Below are 17,449 nucleotides of genomic sequence, written 5' to 3' on the forward strand. Positions count from 1 at the left end.
CAGGGGTGAGGGAGACGGGCGACGCCGCGCCGCCCGGGTCGGGTGGGAAACGCGCGCCGGCACCGACCGGGTCGGGCAGGAACTGCGCGCCGGCGCTGACCGGATCGGCCATCAGAAGAAGCCGAGCTTCTTGGGGGAGTAGCTGACCAGCAGGTTCTTCGTCTGCTGGTAGTGCTCCAGCATCATCTTGTGGTTTTCGCGGCCGATGCCGGACTGCTTGTACCCGCCGAACGCGGCGTGCGCCGGGTACGCGTGGTAGCAGTTCGTCCAGACCCGACCGGCCTGAATGGCCCGTCCGGCCCGGTACGCGGTGTTCATGTCCCGGGTCCAGACGCCGGCCCCGAGCCCGTACAGGGTGTCGTTGGCGATCTTCACGGCGTCGTCCAGGTCGGCGAAGGAGGTCACCGAGACGACCGGGCCGAAGATCTCCTCCTGGAAGATCCGCATCGAGTTGTCGCCCTCGAAGATCGTCGGCTGCACGTAGTAGCCGCCGGACAGCTCGCCGCCGAGGTCGGCGCGTTCCCCGCCGGTGAGCACACGAGCGCCCTCCTGGCGGCCGATGTCCAGGTAGGACAGGATTTTTTCGAGCTGGTCGTTGGACGCCTGCGCGCCGATCATCGTGTCGGTGTCCAGCGGGTGGCCCTGGCGTACCGCCCGGGTGCGGTCCACCGCCGTCGCGAGGAAGTCCGCGTAGTGACCCTGCTGGATCAGCGCCCTCGACGGGCAGGTGCAGACCTCGCCGGAGTTCAGGGCGAACATGGTGAACCCTTCGAGGGCCTTGTCGAGGAAGTCGTCGGACGCCGCGCTCACATCGTCGAAGAAGATGTTCGGGCTCTTGCCGCCCAGCTCCAGGGTGACCGGCTTGATGTTCTCGCTGGCGTACTGCATGATCAGCCGCCCGGTGGTGGTCTCCCCGGTGAACGCCACCTTCGCCACCCGGGGCGAGGACGCGAGCGGCTTGCCCGCCTCGACGCCGAAGCCGTTGACGACGTTGACCACGCCGGGCGGGAGCAGATCGGCGATCAGCGAGATCAGGTGGTGGATGGACGCCGGGGTCTGCTCGGCGGGCTTGAGCACCACCGCGTTGCCGGCCGCGAGGGCCGGGGCGAGCTTCCAGACGGCCATCAGGATCGGGAAGTTCCACGGGATGATCTGCCCGACCACGCCGAGCGGCTCGTGGAAGTGGTACGCCACGGTGTCGTCGTCCAGCTCGCCGAGGCTGCCCTCCTGGGCCCGGATCGCCCCGGCGAAGTAGCGGAAGTGGTCGATCGCCAGGGGGATGTCGGCGGCCAGGCTCTCCCGTACCGGCTTGCCGTTCTCCCAGGTCTCGGCGACCGCGAGGGACTCCAGGTTCTCCTGCATCCGGTCGGCGATCCGGTTGAGGATCAACGCCCGCTCGGCGGCCGGGGTGCGGCCCCAGGCGTCGGCCGCGCCGTGGGCGGCGTCGAGGGCGCGTTCGACGTCCTCGGCGGTGCCGCGGGCCACCTCGCAGAACGTCTGGCCGGTGATCGGGGTGGGATTCTCGAAGTACTGGCCGCCGTGCGGCTTGACGTACTCGCCGCCGATGAAATGGTCGTAGCGGGACTGCCAGTGGGTGGGCGCGTCGTAGCGCGTCATCGGTACCTCCGCCGTCGGTGCTCGGGTGACGGCGGCGAGGTTAGTTACCCCGACGTTGCAGCGACGTTGCGCGGCCGAGGTCGTACTCGATGCCGAGCTGGTGGGCGCGGGCCAGCGCGAGGGGCCGGCGGGGGGCGCCCGGCGGCAGCGCCCGCGCCAGGGCCTGCCAGGCGGCCAGGTCGTCGGTGCCGGCGGGCGTCGCGGTCCAGGCCGCGAGCGCCGCCGGGTCGCCGCCGGCCAGCACGGCGGCGCGCAACTGCCCGTCGACCAGCCGGCGCAGCCGCGCCACCCCCGGCGCGTCGGAGCAGGGCAGCAACGACCCCGGGTACGCGTCGAGCGCCCCCGCCACCTCACCCCGTTCCAGCAGCTCGGTGACGGTCCGGAAGTCCGCCCGCACCCGGGCGCGCAGCCGGTACGGGCGGGAGTCGAGCAGCTCCGCCCCCAGCGCCCGGCGCAGCCGGGACAGCTCGGCGCGCAGGGTGACCGGGTGCAGCAGGTCGTCGCCGTACAGGTCGAGGCCGAGCTGCTCGCCGGTGCGCCCCTCGGGATGGTGGAGCAGCAGCACCAGCAGCTCGCTGTGCCGGCGGCCGAGCCGGACGGTCCGCCCGCCGACGCGCACCTCCGCCTCGTCGCGGCCCAGCGCGCGCACGGTGACCGCGTCCGGCTCAGCCGGGCGGGCGGCGGCGAGCTGGGCCTCGGCGGCCCGGGCGGTGGCCCGCACCAGGGCGAGGCTCTGCGGGTGGGCGAGGTGGTCGCCGCCGGTGATGTCGACCGCGCCGAGCAGCCGCCCGGTGGCCGGGTCGTGGATCGGGGCGGCGGCGCAGGTCCAGCGCTGCACGCGCCGGCTGAAATGCTCGGTCGCGAAGATCTGCACGCTGTGGTCGCAGGCCAGCGCGGTGCCGGGGGCGTTGGTGCCGGCGTGCGCCTCGTCCCAGCGGGCACCGGGCACGAAGTTCATCCGCTCGGCGTGCCGGAGCACCCCGGGATGCCCCTCCACCCAGAGCAGCCGCCCGTGCGCGTCGCAGACCGCCATCAGATGCGCGCCGTCCAGCGCGATGCCGCCGAGCAGGTCCCGGAACAGCGGCAGCACCCGGGCCAGCGGGTGGGCGGCCCGGTAGCCCTCCAGCGCGTCGTCGGTCAGCTCGACCGGCGGTGCGACCTCGGGATCGACCAGCGCCGAGCGTTGCCAGGACCGGCGGACCACCTCCCGCACCCGGCCCGGCTCGGTTCCCGCGAGGAACGCCTCGTGGGCGGCGCCGACCTGCGCGATCCGCTCCGCCGGATCGGCGCCGAACTCCAGGGCGAGCCACGGGTCAGCCATCGGCGACCTCCTCGCGACCATCGTGACGCAGCTCACGCCGATCGCCAATACCGGTGGCCGACCTGGTTTCGTCCGGACGTCGCGCCCGTGGGTCCGGTGCCGTCCGGGGTGCGGGGCCCGTCAGCCGAAGGCGCCGTCGAGGATGTCCAGGCCGCGGGCCAGCTCCGCGTCGGAGATGACCAGCGGGGGCAGCAGGCGCAGCACGTTGCCGTACGTGCCGCAGGTCAGCACCAGCAGGCCGGCGGCGTGGCAGGCCGCCGCGACCGTCGCCGCGGCGGCCGGATCCGGGACCAGGGTGCCGGGCTGGACCAGCTCCACGGCGAGCATCGCGCCCCGGCCGCGCACCTCGGCGATCCGCGGATCGCCGGCGGCGACGGCGCACAGCCGCTCGTCCATCGTCGCCCCGATCCGGCGGGCGGCGGCGGCCAGGTCCAGCTCGTGCATGGTCTCGATCGTCGCCAGCGCCGCCGCGCAGGCGATCGGGTTGCCGCCGTACGTGCCGCCCAGGCCGCCCACGTGCACCGCGTCCATCAGCTCGGCCCGGCCGGTCACCGCCGCCAGCGGCAGGCCGCCGGCGATGCCCTTGGCCAGGGTGACCAGGTCCGGGACGACCTCCTCGTGGTCGCAGGCGAACCAGTCCCCGGTGCGGCAGAACCCGGTCTGGATCTCGTCGGCCACGAAGACCACCCCGGCCGCCGTCGCCCACTCGCGCAGCGCCGGCAGGAACCCCGACGCCGGTACGACGAAGCCGCCCTCGCCCTGGATCGGCTCGATCAGCAGCGCGGCGACGTTCTCCGCGCCGACCTGCTTCTCCACCGTCTCGATCGCCCGGGCGGCGGCCTCCGCCCCGGACAGCCCCCCGTCCCGCAGCGGGTACGACATCGGCACCCGGTAGACCTCGCCGGCGAACGGCCCGAACCGGTGCTTGTACGGCATGTTCTTCGCGGTCAGCGCCATGGTCAGGTTGGTCCGGCCGTGGTACGCGTGGTCGAACACCACCACCGCCGGCCGCCCGGTGGCGTGCCGGGCGACCTTCACCGCGTTCTCCACCGCCTCGGCGCCCGAGTTGAACAGCGCCGAGCGCTTCTCGAACGTGCCGGGGGTGAGCGCGTTGAGCCGCTCGCAGACGGCCACGTACGACTCGTACGGCGCGACCATGAAGCAGGTGTGGGTGAACCGTTCGACCTGCGCCTTCACCGCCTCGACCACCCGGGGCGCGGAGTTGCCGACGTTGGTGACCGCGATGCCGGCGGCGAAGTCGATCCACTCCCGCCCGTCGACGTCGGTGATCGTGCCGCCGCCCGCCCGGTCCACGTACGCGCCGACGACGCTGCCGACGCCCCGGGCCACCGCCGCGCCGCGCCGCTTGTGCAGTTCCTCCGAGGAAGTCACGGGGTCAGCCCTCGATGTTGTGCATGACGTGCTTGATCCGGGTGTAGTCCTCCAGGCTGTACACCGAGAGGTCCTTGCCGTGCCCGGAGTGCTTGAAGCCGCCGTGCGGCATCTCCGAGACGAACGGGATGTGGGTGTTCACCCAGACGCAGCCGAAGTCGAGCCGGCGGGTCATCCGCATCGCCCGGCCGTGGTCCCGCGTCCAGACCGAGGCCGACAGGCCGTAGTCGACGCCGTTGGCCCAGCGCACCGCCTCGTCCTCGTCGGAGAAGCGCTGCACGGTGATGACCGGCCCGAACACCTCGTCCTGGATGATCTCGTCGGCCTGGCGCAGCCCGGAGACCACGGTCGGCGCGTAGAAGTAGCCGCGCTCGCCCTGCCGGGCGCCGCCGGTCTGGATAGCCGCGTGGTCCGGCAGCCGGTCGACGAAGCCGCTCACCCGGGCGAGCTGGTTGGCGTTGTTCAGCGGGCCGTACAGCACGTCGGCGTCGTCCGGGGCGCCGGTCCTCGTGTTGCGGGCCTGCTCGGCGAGCGCGGCCACGAAGTCGTCGTGGATGCCGGGGCCGGCGAGCACCCGGGTCGCGGCCGTGCAGTCCTGGCCGGCGTTGAAGTAGCCGCCCATCGCGATCGCCTCGGCCGCCGCGGCGACGTCCGCGTCGTCGAAGAGCACCACCGGGGCCTTGCCGCCCAGCTCCAGGTGGGTCCGCTTCAGGTCCGGCGCGGCGGCGGAGGCGACCTCCATGCCCGCCCGGGTCGAGCCCGTGATCGACACGAGCTGCGGGGTCGGGTGCGCCACGAGGGCACGACCGGTGTCCCGGTCGCCGCAGACCACGTTGAACACCCCCGGCGGGAAGAACTCGGCGGCGATCTCGGCCAGCAGCAGCGTCGACACCGGCGTGGTGTCCGACGGCTTCAGCACCACCGTGTTGCCCGCCGCGAGCGCCGGGGCGATCTTCCAGACCGCCATCATCAGCGGGTAGTTCCACGGGGTCACCTGGGCGCACACGCCGATCGGCTCGCGCCGCACGTAGGAGGTGTGCCCGGCCAGGTACTCCCCGGCGGAACGGCCCTCCAGCAGCCGGGCCGCGCCGGCGAAGAAGCGGAACTGGTCCACCGCCGGGGGCAGCTCCTCTTCGGCGGTGAGCTGGCGGGGCTTGCCGGTGTTGCGGACCTCCGCGTCGACCAACTCGGCCGCCCGAGCCTCCACCGCGTCGGCGAGCCTGAGCAGCGCCCTCTGCCGCTCGCCCGGGGTGGTGTCCCGCCACGTCTCGAACGCGGCGGAGGCCGCCCGCATGGCCGCGTCCACGTCCGCCACGCCGGAGACCGGCGACTGGGCGAAGACCTCGCCCGTGCACGGGTCGATCAGGTCGGCGTACCCGCCCTCCACCGGATCGACGTACGCGCCGTTGACGAAGTTGCGCAGCTTCTGCTGATCGCTCATCAGGTGTCTCCGAGGAATGGCCGAGGGTGCGGACAGCGGAGGTTATCGAAATCTGACTGCCATTTTGGCTACCGAATTCGCGGCAGACAAGGGTTTGGGCGACTGTTTCCGTGCGAGGGCGGGTGGTCTAGGCTGCCGAGGTGTGGAACCGAGAGCCTTCTTCGTCGCCGGCCGCCCCGCACACGGCGAGGGCGAGCTGACCGTCACCCACCCGTACGACGGGCGCGCGGTGGGGCGTACCACCCTCGCCACGCCCGACCAGGTCGAGGCCGCCGTCGCGGCTGCGGCCGGGGTGGCGGCGGAGGCCGCGGCCCTGCCCGCGCACGCCCGCGCGGCGGCCCTGGACCACGTGTCGCGCCGGCTCGCCGAGCGGGCCGAAGAGGCCGCCGCACTGATCACCGCCGAGAACGGCAAGCCGGTCAAGTGGGCGCGGGTCGAGGTGGGACGCGCGGTGTCGACGTTCCGCTGGGCGGCTGAGGAGGCCCGGCGGTTCTCCGGCGAGCTGCAACGCCTCGACACCGATCCGACGGCCACCGGGCGGATCGCCCTGGTCCGGCGGGTGCCGAAGGGGCCGGTGCTCGGCATCGCGCCGTTCAACTTCCCGCTCAACCTGGTCGCGCACAAGGTCGCCCCGGCGATCGCGGTCGGCGCGCCCATCGTGGTGAAGCCCGCCCCGGCCACGCCGCTGTCGGCGCTGCTGCTCGGCGAGATCCTCGCCGAGACGGAGCTGCCCGAGGGGATGTTCTCGGTGCTGCCGCTGCCCAACGAGCGGGCCGCCGGACTGGTCGCCGACCCGAGGCTGCCGGTGGTGTCGTTCACCGGCTCCGGGCCGGTCGGCGCGGCCCTGCGCCGGTCCGTGCCCGACAAGCACGTCACCCTTGAGCTGGGCGGCAACGCGGCGGCCATCATCTGCGAGGACTGGAACACCGACGAGGACCTGACCTTCGCCGCGCACCGGATCGCCACGTTCTCCAACTATCAGGCCGGGCAGTCGTGCATCGCCGTGCAGCGGGTGTACGTGCACGAGTGGCTCTACGACGCCTTCCTGCCCAGGCTGGTCGCGTCGGTGGAGGCGCTGCGGACGGGAGACCCGTCCGACGAGCTGACCGACGTCGGGCCGCTGGTCTCCGTCGCGGCGGCCGAACGGGTCGAGGCGTGGGTCGACGAGGCGGTGGTGGCCGGGGCGACCATCGAGGTGGGCGGCCGGCGCGACGGCGCGACCTACCCGCCGACCGTGCTGTCCGGGGTGCCGGCCGACGCGAAGGTGCACGCCGAGGAGGTGTTCGGGCCGGTCCTGGTGGTCGCCCGGGCCGAGCACGACGCCGCCGCGTTCGCCGCCGTCAACGACTCGGCGTACGGCCTCCAGGCGGGCGTGTTCACCCACCGCCTCGACGTGGCCTTCGCCGCCCACCGCGCCCTGGAGGTGGGCGGGGTGATCGTCGGGGACGTGCCGTCGTACCGGGCCGACCAGATGCCGTACGGGGGAGTGAAGGGCAGCGGCGTCGGCCGGGAGGGCCTGCGCAGCGCGATGGACGACTACACCGACCCCCGCGTCATGGTGCTGACCGGCATGCTGTTGTAGCGCTACCAGGTGCCATCGTCGTGTACCCGGGCGGGGGCGCGGCCGAGCAGCAGGGTGGTGAGGGCGGCGTCGATGTCGTCGCCGAGGAACCACTCGCCGGCCTGGTCCAGCACGAACACCCGGCCCCGCTCGTCGATCGCGATGATGCTGTCCTGGCCCTCCGCGCCGAGGGGGAACAGCCGCGTGCCGAGGACCGAGCCGAAGTCGGCCAGGGTGTCCGCCGAGTGCGCCGCCCGCGTCGGATTGGTGTTGAACCAGCTGATCCACACCTCCTGACCGGGACCGCGACGGTGGGAGTAAACGGCCGGGAACGTGGTGAGGGCGGCCCGCGCCGCCGGGAAGGGCTCGTGTCGGTGCAGCCGACCGGCCACGTCGCACGTGTCCTCGATGGCCCCGGCCGCGAGGGCCGGGTTGAACATCGTGTCCTCCCACCCGCCGTCCATCAGCGCGTCGGCGACCTCGGCGGGGAAGCGGCCGGGGTGGACCGGCGGCTGCGATTCCGGCCGCCGCTCCCGGGTGTAGGCGAGATCGGACCAGTCGAGTGCGTGGAAGTGCACCAGGAAGTTCACGCACGAGTCGCAGGGCCGCTCGGCCGTGCCCCCCGCCGGGTCCCCGGGCTCGCGCACCCGGTGCACCTCGATCCGGCAGGTCTCGAGGAGGGCGCGGGAGCCGGCCATGGTCATCGGTTCCCCACCCTCGGCGGCGCGGCGGTGGTCGTACGCGTGCAGCAGGTCGGACACGACGATCACTTCCGCGTGTCGGTCTCCGCCCCGCGCCAGGTGGCCCGGAGGCAGCTCGTCGAGGTAGGCCCGGACCAGCGGGTGGTGCCGCAGTTCGACGTCGCCCTTTGCGCCCTGCGCCGTGTGGAGACCGCCCTCGACGGTCAGGTGCGCGACGGCACCGGGCGTCGGCAGGCGGCGTACCTCGCGGAGGAGTTGGCTCGCCGGGTCCACCGTGCGCGGCACCGGCTGCGCCGGTCGGCTGCGCCGGTACATCTCCCGCACGGCGGGAAAGGGCAGGCGGGGCCAGGTCGAGACCTCGCCGGTCTCCTTGTCCACCACCATGGTCGGCAGGTCGCCGGGTGGCACGGCGGCGGCCCGGGCCACAGTGGACGTGATCAGGAAGCCGAGGTCGAACTCCTCGACCAGCGGGGCGCACTCGTGCCCGAGGCGCTGGGAGTCCCGGTGGGCCCAGGCGGTGGCGAGCTGCTCGGCCTGCTGACGGTCGATCACCCGATTGAAGTTACCGGACCCCACGGATTCCGTGGCACCCGGTATGTTCTGGCCTACCGACGGTGACGGGGTGGGGAGGGTGGCGGTGGTGGAGAGCGTGGACCGGGACGCCAACCGGGCGCTGCGGGCCCGGTTCGACGAGGTGCACGGGCAGTACCGGCAGCTCCGCTCGGGACTGGACGAACTCCAGAGCCGACTCGCGCACCTCCGGGTCACCGAACGCTCCGAGGACGGCCAGGTGACCGTCGTCGCCGGCGCCCGGGGCGAACTCGTCTCGGTGGACGTCCACCCTTCCGTGTTCCAGGGCCGGGACGCCAAGGCGTTGAGCCGGAAGATCACCACGACTGTGCACCGGGCCACCGCCGTCGCGGTCGCCGCCACACAGGAGCTGGTTGCCGGCTACCTGCCGGCCGGGTCGGGGTCGGTGGAGTTCCTCCGCACCGGCGACTTCGGGGCGCTGCTGGGCCGGGTCGACGCCGTCATGCGGCGCGGGGAGTGAGTGGCGTGGCCGATGGGCAGCTCTGGCTGGACCCGGGCCGCGCGCGGCGCGGCGGCGCCGACCTGACCTCGGCCGGCGAGGCGGTGACCGCCCGGCGCGCGCAGGTGGGCAGCCGGCTCGCGGCGGCCAGCGCGGCCCACCCCTGGGGCCGCGACGACATCGGCGCGGCGTTCGAGAAGCAGTACCGCGGATTCGAGGAGACCCTGCTGCGCGCGTGGGCGGGGGTCGGGCGTGCCCTGGAGAACCTGGGCGAGGGCGCCGTGCGGTCCGTGGACAACGAGGTGACGACGGACGCCCGGAACGCCGGACGGCTCGACCGGATCTCCGACCAGCGGCCAGCCGGGCGCTGACGACCCCGAGGACAGCCGTGAGCCTGCTGCCGAGCCCGATCCCGCACCCGCTCGACTACTCGCCGTGGGAGCTGCCCGGCTGGGTCTACGAGGCCCTCGACTGGGTGATCGGCGTGGAGTGGCCGGAGGGCGACGAGCGGGCGGTCTGGGACCTCGCCGACCAGTGGTACGGCGTGGCCGAGGCCCTGGCCGGGCCGCACGGGGACGCGATCGCCGCCGCCGGTGAGGTACGCAGCGGGTACGGCGGCATCGGGGCGGTGGCCGAGGCGTTCGACGCGGCCTGGCGGCGGGTGGCCGACGGCGACGAGGCCCCGCTGCCGGTCCTGCTGGCCGTCAGTGGCGACCTCGGCCGGCTGGTCGAGGAGTGCGGCTGCGACATCGAGGGGGCGAAGCTCGAGGTCTGGATCGAGCTGGGCATCCTCGTCGTCGAGCTGCTCTCGTTGGCCGTGGCGGCGGTGCTCACCGCCGGTGCCGCCTCCCCCGCCGCCGGCGCCGCGATCACCGCGAGCCGGTTCGTCGTGCAGACGATCTTCAAGAAGCTGATGGCGCAGCTGGCCCGCAAGACCCTCAAACAGGGCCTGAAGGAGGCCGGGGAACGCGCCGCCAAGCGGGTCGCCGAGGGCGGTGTGCGGGGCCTGGCCCGGAAGGCGGCACTCGGGGGTGTGGAGGAGGCGGCCGAGGAGGCCGGGGTCACCCTCGCGACGCAGGCGTACCAGAACTCGACCGGGCGTCGGGACGGGCTGGACCTGGCCGACGCCGGAATGTCCGCGCTCGGCGGGCTGGCCGGCGGGGCGGTGGCGCCACTGGCCGGTCTCGGGCGGCACGCGACCGGGCGGGCGGCGCGGGTCGGCGAGCACTTCGGCCGCGAGATGACCGGCGAGATGATCGCCGAACAGGCGGCCAGCCTGGCCACCGGTCAGGGCCCCGTGTCGTTGGAGGACGCGGCGCGGGCGGCGGCGTCGGGCGTCACGGGATCGGCCACCGGGCAGACCGACGCGGCGCTGCACCACCGGCTGGATGGCCGGATGGCGGTCCTCGCCGGCGCGTCCTTCGCCCCGACGGACCTCGGAGCCGGGTCGGTGCCGACGCCGGCGGACGGCGCGCAGCTTCCCGCCGCCGGGACGACCGCCGGCGTGACGAGCAGGGAGGGTGACCAGCCCCAGCCCCAGCCTGTGGGCGGTGGCGCCCCGTCCGAGCGCGTCGCCGCTGCCGTTGCGCCACCGACCATCGCCACGACGCCCGCACCTGCGCAGGTGCCCTTCGTCCCTGCGGTTGACACCTCCGGGCTCCCGGCAACGCCGGTCCTGTCCGCCGTCACTGTCGATCCCGTGGGCGGCCTGCCCTCCGCACCGCAGTCCGGCCCCGCCTCGGTGGAAGCAGCGGCGCCCGCCCACCCGATGCTGTCGTCGATCCCGGCCGACGCCACGCAACCCGGGAGCCGCGGCGTGGAGACAGGGCCGTCGGCGGCCGCCGGCGGCATCTCGTCGACAGCCAGCGGATCGAGCCCCGCTCCACTGGCTAGCGCGACGTCGACCCCGCACTCATCGCCGATCTCGGCGGCGGCGTCCGGCGCGAACCCGAGCACCCTCCCACCGGTGGTGTCGGCGTCGCCGTACGGCACCGCCGGCCCACTCGGAGCGACCGGGCAGAACAGCTCGGCCACGGAGCACGATCCGACTCCGCCGCCACGCCTTCCCGCGTCGGAGACCGGGGGCCCGCATCCGCGTCCGGCTCCGCAATCGACCCCTCAGCCCGCGCCGGAGCGCCCCGGCCGCCCGGATCCCACCGTTCCTGTGCCGAGGTCACCCGAGTGGTATGCGGCGCGGTGGGCCGCTGAGCGCGAGGCGTTCGACCGGCGCCGGTACCAGGCCTACTTCCAGCGGCAGCGTGCCTGGTACGAGGACAAGCGGCGTCGCGATCGCGCGGCCGAGCTTCGTGAGGGGGCTGAGCGGCACTACGAGCAGGCGCGCTGGCTGATTCGCGAGGCGTACAGCCTGAACGGCGCAGGCCGCCGTGACCTCGCCGACGAGTTCGTCCGGGACGGCCGGCAGAAGGAGCGCCAGTACCACCGGCAGATGGGCCTCGCAGAGGAGGTGCTCGCCGGAAGCGTGGCCCCCAAGGTCGTCGAGGTGGACAACCGGGAGGACTTCGAGCGCATCAACAGCGACGACTACTCCCTCACCATCGGCGTCGTGGAAAGTGCCGGCCCCTCGGCGCTGACCGGCGACGACGACCCGCCCCCGATCGACCGGTCCCGCCGCTACGGGCAGTGGGGCGGGCTTCGCCCGCCGTTGGCGCTGCATCAGTCGGACCTCGAACAGGCGGTGCCCCGGGACGCCGATGGGCGGGTCCTGCGGACCGCCGACCCCCGGCGGGGCGACTGGTTCCGGCTGGCCAACGACGGCGGGCCGGCCGCCGACCCCACCCGGGGCATCAACTGCCTGGACTGCACCCTCTCCTGCTACGAGACGTGGATGCACGGGCGTCCCCGGGTCTCGGCACCCCGCACCTTCGACGGGTACGCCGCCGGGGACATCACCCGGCCCCTCGGCGGTGAGATCGACGGCCCGGGGCGGGTGGAGGACGCCACCGGCGGGCGCTTCCAGAAGGTTGTGGACCCCGATGAGGAGGTCTCCCCGGGGGATACGTGGAGCGCGGTGAGCCGGGGCTTCGGCAGCCTGGAGGGCCGGTTGCGGGCCGGCGGTCACGGCAGCTACGCGTTCCTCATCACCACGTACGAGGGCGGCGGGTCGCACGCCTGGGTGGCGCTCAACCAGAACGGGAGCGTGCTCTACCTGGACCCGCAGATCGGCACCGTCTCGGACATGCCGCTCTACACGCACAGCGGGTTGCCGGCCCCGCACAACGTGACGGGCCTGGACGCCCTGATCCTCGGCCCGAACGGCCGCCCGATGCCGCTGGCGGGGGCCGGGCCGGGGACGTTCAACCAGCGGGCCGAGGCGTCCGATGAGCCTCCCGCGCCCGTGCGGGAGCGGCAGCCGGGCCCCGACGACCCGTCGGACGACGACCTGTACGTCAACCGGATGCACCTGCTCGAAGGCCCAGGAACAGTCGATCCGGGGTCCTGGGGACCCGAGCAATCAGGGCGTCCGAAGGACTACCCTCCCACTTCTGGCGAGGGTGAGGCGGATTCTGAAGCCGAGAGGCTTCGCCAATCCCGTAACGAGGCCCGGGATCACCGTTTAGCGAGTGGGATCTCGCCGAAGGATGTCGTCGCTGCCAGCTCTGATCTCGATCAGGTATTCGCTGCCGGTGTCACACCGGTGGAGCTCGCGTCCGAACTGGACGGGGCCACCCTGCGACGGCTCGTGCCACAACTGCACGAGGCGGCAGCTCAGGATACTGTCAGGCTCCTCGCGGACCACAGGGTACGTCAGATGCTGGACGACACCTGGCGGGTTCCATCGATCGGCGAGCCGCTACTTGCCGAGATGCTGGTAAAGCAGGTGGTGCAGCAACCGAACCTGGTGCGGATGATGTTGGAGACGCCGGAGTTGGTCGTGTCCCTGACGGCGCGTCCAGAGACGCTGCATCACCTTGCGAGCTATGAGCGTGCGATCGGCGTACTGGAATCCGTAGCGGTCGAGGTCAACGGGCGCGATCTAGATTCGATGGCCGATGCGAGTGCGCCAAAGCCACTGCCCACGCCACTGAGCGCCGAACAGCGAGCAATCAGCGCGAGCATCGATCTGGGATCCAGTGATCCGGCGCAGCCAGGTTTCGACCAGACACGGCGTGCAGATGTCGAATACCAAGCCGAGTTCCTCGAACTCCTCTACCAGGCTTCGGTGGCCGCGCAGGAAGAGCTGGTGACGCTGGCCCAGGACCTGGCCCATGATGGGGACCGGGTGGTCGGTGCGGCGGGCTGGCGCCCTAGGCCCAAGGGCAGGAAACGCGCGGAGGACAAAATAAGGAAATATCAGGGTGATGTGTCGCGGTTGCTCGATCTCGCTGCGGCGAAGGTCGAGTTCAACTCGCTGGGTGATGTCTACAAGGCCCTCGAGCGCCTGCGTGACCACCCCAGAGTTCAAATCGTCGCTTGCGACGACCGGTTCCAGGCTCCACAGAACAGTGGTTATCGCGATGTCCAGTTAGTGCTTAGGATGTCCAACGGGTATCTTGCGGAATTTCGGCTGCACTTGGCAAGTATGGACGAGGTGGCTGTCTGGGAGCATTCTCTCTATGAGGTCAAGCGAGACCTTGAGTCTCTGGCGCGTCAGGATGGCCGGAAGTTGAATTTGCGAGAGCGGGCGATAGTTGACGGTATCCTTGAACGCCAGCAGCAACTTTTTTGGAACGCGCTAATTTCGTCCCTATAGGAAACCAAATGAGACCTGTGCCCGGCCTGATCCTTCCCTCCTTTTATCGCTACTACGCCTCACCGGTAAAGATCGTAGCCTCATCTGATGGCGGTATCCGGGTGTGGCGGGTCTCCATCGACACTGGCGGCTGGAAACAGGAAGATGAAATTTTCGAAGAGATTGTCTTTGCCGTCGGTGGTGAAATTTTCACGCTTTCGCCTGACCGGTTCGTGCAGGAGGTGGAAGCGTATCGAGGCCGGCATCTGTCAGGGGAAGGGCCGATTTTCGCGCTCTATGAGACAGTCGATGCAATCATCGGCGCGGAGACTCGAGAGGGTCGCCGTCTCACAGAGCGAGAGCAGGCGTTGGTGCGAGGCATCAGGCGGCAGACCTTCGTCTTGTTCGAGGAGCAGTTGCAGCAGGGAGGTGATCCTGGAGCAGACCCGTCCATCGCCGCTCCCTAGTCCGGAACTCCCCAGCGTGGATCTCTCGATCAGTCGTTCTGGCCGTGGAAGCGGTCCCTCCTCGGGGTCCGCGCTGCACCAAGATCCACTAGCGGTGTCTGAGGGGTTCGGGAGAGAGCGGGCCGGGAACCCGGTGGACGTGGGTGGTGGGGGTGTGGCTATTATTAGTCCGCACGCCGCCCGGCCTAGCCGGCGCGGGGAGCATGGTGGCTGTAGCTCAGTTGGCAGAGCACCGGGTTGTGGTCCCGGTTGTCGTGGGTTCAATTCCCATCAGTCACCCGTTACACGAAGGCCCCCTCCCTGCGGAGGGGGCCTTCGTCGTGCCCGGGGCTGCCGGTCAGGTGGTCGGCTCGGCGCTGGGGGTCTCGGCGGTGTCGCCGGGAGTGGCCTCGGCGCTCGGGGAGGCGGCGGCGTCCGGGTCGTACGGCAGGGCACTGCCCTTGACGTACTCGTCCCAGCTCATGTTCCAGTCGGTCCAGCCGTTGCCGTTGGCGAGCTTGCGCTCGGTGCCCTTGACGGTGATCGGGTCGCCGACCCGGGTGTTGGCGAACAGCCAGGCGCCGTTCTTCATCGAGACGTTCACGCAGCCGTGCGAGACGTTGACGCTGCCCTGCTGCCCCTCCGACCAGGGGGCGGCGTGGATGAACTCGCCACCCCAGGTGAGCCGCTGGGCGTAGTCGATCTTCGTGCGGTAGCCCTCCTCGGGGCCCAACTCCTCCATGGTGTCGAAGACCGTCTTGCGCAGCTTCTCGATGACGACCATGGTGCCGCTGGAGGACGGGGTGCTCTTCTTGCCCAGGCTGACGGGGATGGTCTTGATCACCTTGCCGTCCTTGGTGACGGTCATCCGCTTGGTCTTGTTGTCGACCGTCATGATCACCGCCGGGCCGGTCTTGATGTCGACCGACAGGTCGGCCCGGCCGTACCAGCCGTCACCGAGGGGCAGGCCGCCGGCCTGGATCCGGTACGAGACGGCCGTGCCGGCCTTCCAGAACTCCTTCGGCCGGAACCGGATCTCGGTGGGGCTGACCCAGTGCCAGATCCCCTCCTGGGCGGGCGTGGAGGTCACCGTCATCCGGCGCTGGACGTCGTCGCGGTAGTCCTCCGGGACGGCCCGGCTGAACTTCACGATGAGCGGCATGCCGACGCCGACGACCTGGCCGTCCCCGAGGAAGCTGCTGATCCGGACCTGCTTGCTCGGCTTCGCCATCGTGGTGAAGGTGCTGGTCGCCTGTGCCGGCCTGTCGTCGTCGCCGGTGGCGGTGACGGTGGCGGTGTAGGTCTCGCCGTACTTCAGGGCACCCTTCGGCAGCCAGCTTTTGCCGTCGCCGGCCACCGTGCCCTCGACGGCCGCGCCGGCGGAGTCCTTCAGCTCGACGGTGGTGTCCTTCGCGTCCTTGGTGGTGAAGGCGATGCCGGTGGACGCCGGCACGTCCTTGGCGTCGGCCGCGGGCCCGGTGATGCTGGCGGCGGCCTTCGGTGGGCTCTCGCCGCCGCCCTGCCAGGCTGGCGACTTGCCCCCGTCGCCGTCGTTCGTGCAGGCGGAGGTGACCGCCAGTACGGCGGCGAGCAGCCCCGCCGCGAACATCCGGCGGCGGCCGTCCCGCCGGCTCAGCTGGTCCTGCGTCGCGCGCATGATTCCCTCACTGTCGTGGTGCCCCGGTTGCCCCATCGTCTCTCACTGACGCACGGGAACGCGTACCCGTTGCAGGGGGTGAAGAGAAACACGCGGTCGCCTGCGTCCGAATGCCGATAAAATGTCGACCTTTGCGAGCGCTGCTCCTAAACGGCGGGGAGGGCAGGGCGCCCGAAAGTCGGGTGCCCTGCCCTCCCCGGGCGGTCGTCGCGTCAGGCCAGAGCCGGGCCGGAGCCGCCCTCCGGCACCGGCAGCGCGCTGCCCTTGACGAACTCGGCCCAGCTCAGGCTCCAGGCCGTCCAGCCGTTGCCGGCGGCGAGCTTGCGCTCGGTGCCCTTGATCGTGATCGGGTCGCCGACCTTGGTCTCCGAGAAGAGCCACTTCGCGTGCGCCGTCGAGACGTTCACGCAACCGTGCGACACGTTCTGCCGCCCCTGCGCGTGCTCGGACCATGGCGCGGCGTGGATGTACTCGCCGCCCCAGGTGAGCCGCTGGGCAAAGTCGATCTCGGTGACGTAGCGGTTGGCCGGGTCGGGATCGTCCCGGGTGTCGAAGGTCGTCGACTCCTTCTTCTCCATGACGACCATCGTGCCGCTGGAGGACGGGGTGCTCTTCTTGCCCAGGCTGACCGGGATCGTGCGAACGACCTGGCCGTCCTCGTAGACGGTCATCTTCTTGGTGGCGTTGTCGACCTTCATGACGAACGACCGGCCGATCTTGGCAGTGGCGCTTCGGTCGACGTTGCCGTACTTGCCGTTGCTCAGCGGGATGCCGGCCAGCGCGATCCGTACGGTGATCGTGGTGCCGGACTTCCAGTACTCCGGTGCCCGGTAGTACGCCTGCGTGCCGTTGGAGACCCAGTGCCACGCACCCGGCTGCGGCGGGTCGGTGCGGACGAACATCCGCTTCTGCACCGCCTTCCGGTCCTTGGCCGGGATGCCCGGGTGGAACTCGGCGACCACCGGCATCCCGACGCCGTACGTCTTGTCGCTGAACAGGTAGAGCCCGGAGGCGATCGTCGACTTCGGCTTGGCCATCGTGGTGAAGGTGCTGGTGCCCTGCCGGGTCTCGCCACCCTCGCCGGCGGCGGTGACGACGGCCGTGTAGCGGGTGCCGTACTTCAAGGCGCTGCTCGGAACCCACGACGAGCCGTCGGCGCGCCAGCGGCCCTCGACCTTGCCGCCGTTGGCGGCGGTGAGGGCGACGTCGGTCACCTTGCCGCCCTCGGGGATATTCGCGGAGATCTCGGCGCTGACCGGCCTGTTCTTGGCGCCGTCCGCCGGGCTGACCGTGAGTGACGGGCCGGCGCTGGTGGCCGGCTCGGCCGGGGCCGTCCCTGATTCCGCGGCGACGCTACTGCCGGCGGAGGGGGCGCCGCCGACGAACTCCGCCTTCTTGGGGTCATCGCCGCACCCGGTCAGTGCCAGCGACGCCATCAGGCTCAGGGCCCCCACCCTCGCCCCGACCCGCGCGAACCTGCCCATTCCCACCTCTGTTCTCGCGTACCTGGCGGACATCGTGCCGCATGAGGGCCAGGAAGTGTCGCCTGCGCGCACCTGAGCCGATGATTTGAGAGTGTATGTCCGGTAAGCC

General features: G+C 71.7%; 12 protein-coding genes and 1 tRNA gene. 6 read left to right on the top strand and 7 right to left on the bottom strand.

The features are described 5' to 3' along the window. Positions 1 to 111: 111 nt before the first annotated feature. From adh to GVV04_RS11085, 4 genes are all read right to left on the bottom strand, one after another. The gene (gene adh / locus GVV04_RS11070) at positions 112 to 1,617 is read right to left on the bottom strand and encodes an aldehyde dehydrogenase (RefSeq protein ID WP_161687262.1); all 1,506 of its coding nucleotides are present in this window, start codon (positions 1,615 to 1,617) and stop codon (positions 112 to 114) included. Positions 1,618 to 1,657: 40 nt separating this feature from the next. Beyond that, positions 1,658 to 2,938, bottom strand: a complete 1,281-nt coding sequence (locus GVV04_RS11075; protein WP_161687264.1) for a helix-turn-helix domain-containing protein — start codon at positions 2,936 to 2,938, stop codon at positions 1,658 to 1,660. A gap of 120 nt (positions 2,939 to 3,058) precedes the next feature. Continuing rightward, positions 3,059 to 4,330: a 4-aminobutyrate--2-oxoglutarate transaminase gene (gene gabT, locus GVV04_RS11080; protein ID WP_161687265.1), complete on the bottom strand. Its 1,272-nt coding sequence runs from the start codon at positions 4,328 to 4,330 to the stop codon at positions 3,059 to 3,061. Positions 4,331 to 4,334: 4 nt separating this feature from the next. Beyond that, positions 4,335 to 5,771 carry a gamma-aminobutyraldehyde dehydrogenase gene (locus GVV04_RS11085; protein ID WP_161687266.1) on the bottom strand — a complete coding sequence of 479 codons (1,437 nt, stop codon included), beginning with the start codon at positions 5,769 to 5,771 and terminating at the stop codon, positions 4,335 to 4,337. Between the two features lie 142 nt (positions 5,772 to 5,913). Here GVV04_RS11085 and GVV04_RS11090 point away from each other — a divergent pair, with 142 nt between their 5' ends. After that, positions 5,914 to 7,353 (top strand): aldehyde dehydrogenase family protein, encoded by a 1,440-nt coding sequence (locus GVV04_RS11090; protein ID WP_161687267.1) that lies wholly within the window; start codon positions 5,914 to 5,916, stop codon positions 7,351 to 7,353. A gap of 2 nt (positions 7,354 to 7,355) precedes the next feature. Here GVV04_RS11090 and GVV04_RS11095 read toward each other — a convergent pair whose 3' ends face one another. Continuing rightward, positions 7,356 to 8,585: an SUKH-3 domain-containing protein gene (locus GVV04_RS11095; RefSeq protein WP_328822309.1), complete on the bottom strand. Its 1,230-nt coding sequence runs from the start codon at positions 8,583 to 8,585 to the stop codon at positions 7,356 to 7,358. Between the two features lie 88 nt (positions 8,586 to 8,673). Here GVV04_RS11095 and GVV04_RS11100 point away from each other — a divergent pair, with 88 nt between their 5' ends. From GVV04_RS11100 to GVV04_RS11120, 5 genes are all read left to right on the top strand, one after another. After that, positions 8,674 to 9,084 carry a YbaB/EbfC family nucleoid-associated protein gene (locus GVV04_RS11100; protein ID WP_328822310.1) on the top strand — a complete coding sequence of 137 codons (411 nt, stop codon included), beginning with the start codon at positions 8,674 to 8,676 and terminating at the stop codon, positions 9,082 to 9,084. Between the two features lie 5 nt (positions 9,085 to 9,089). Next, positions 9,090 to 9,434 carry a hypothetical protein gene (locus tag GVV04_RS11105; protein WP_161687270.1) on the top strand — a complete coding sequence of 115 codons (345 nt, stop codon included), beginning with the start codon at positions 9,090 to 9,092 and terminating at the stop codon, positions 9,432 to 9,434. Positions 9,435 to 9,451: 17 nt separating this feature from the next. Beyond that, complete coding sequence (locus GVV04_RS11110) at positions 9,452 to 13,774, top strand: toxin glutamine deamidase domain-containing protein (RefSeq protein WP_161687272.1); 4,323 nt, start codon at positions 9,452 to 9,454, stop codon at positions 13,772 to 13,774. Positions 13,775 to 13,782: 8 nt separating this feature from the next. Continuing rightward, entirely contained in the window at positions 13,783 to 14,220 is a 438-nt protein-coding gene (locus GVV04_RS11115; protein ID WP_161687274.1) for a hypothetical protein, read from the top strand. Between the two features lie 206 nt (positions 14,221 to 14,426). Next, a tRNA-His gene (locus GVV04_RS11120) sits at positions 14,427 to 14,499 on the top strand. 58 nt (positions 14,500 to 14,557) lie between these two features. Here GVV04_RS11120 and GVV04_RS11125 read toward each other — a convergent pair. Together GVV04_RS11125 and GVV04_RS11130 are read right to left on the bottom strand one after the other, a co-directional pair. Further along, positions 14,558 to 15,856: a L,D-transpeptidase gene (locus GVV04_RS11125; protein WP_161687276.1), complete on the bottom strand. Its 1,299-nt coding sequence runs from the start codon at positions 15,854 to 15,856 to the stop codon at positions 14,558 to 14,560. A 212-nt stretch (positions 15,857 to 16,068) separates the two neighbouring features. Further along, positions 16,069 to 17,340 carry a L,D-transpeptidase gene (locus GVV04_RS11130; RefSeq protein ID WP_161687278.1) on the bottom strand — a complete coding sequence of 424 codons (1,272 nt, stop codon included), beginning with the start codon at positions 17,338 to 17,340 and terminating at the stop codon, positions 16,069 to 16,071. Between the last annotated feature and the right edge of the window lie 109 nt (positions 17,341 to 17,449).

Origin of the sequence: Micromonospora rubida, from assembly GCF_009908295.1 — a bacterium.
Taxonomy (GTDB): Bacteria; Actinomycetota; Actinomycetes; order Mycobacteriales; family Micromonosporaceae; genus Micromonospora; species Micromonospora rubida.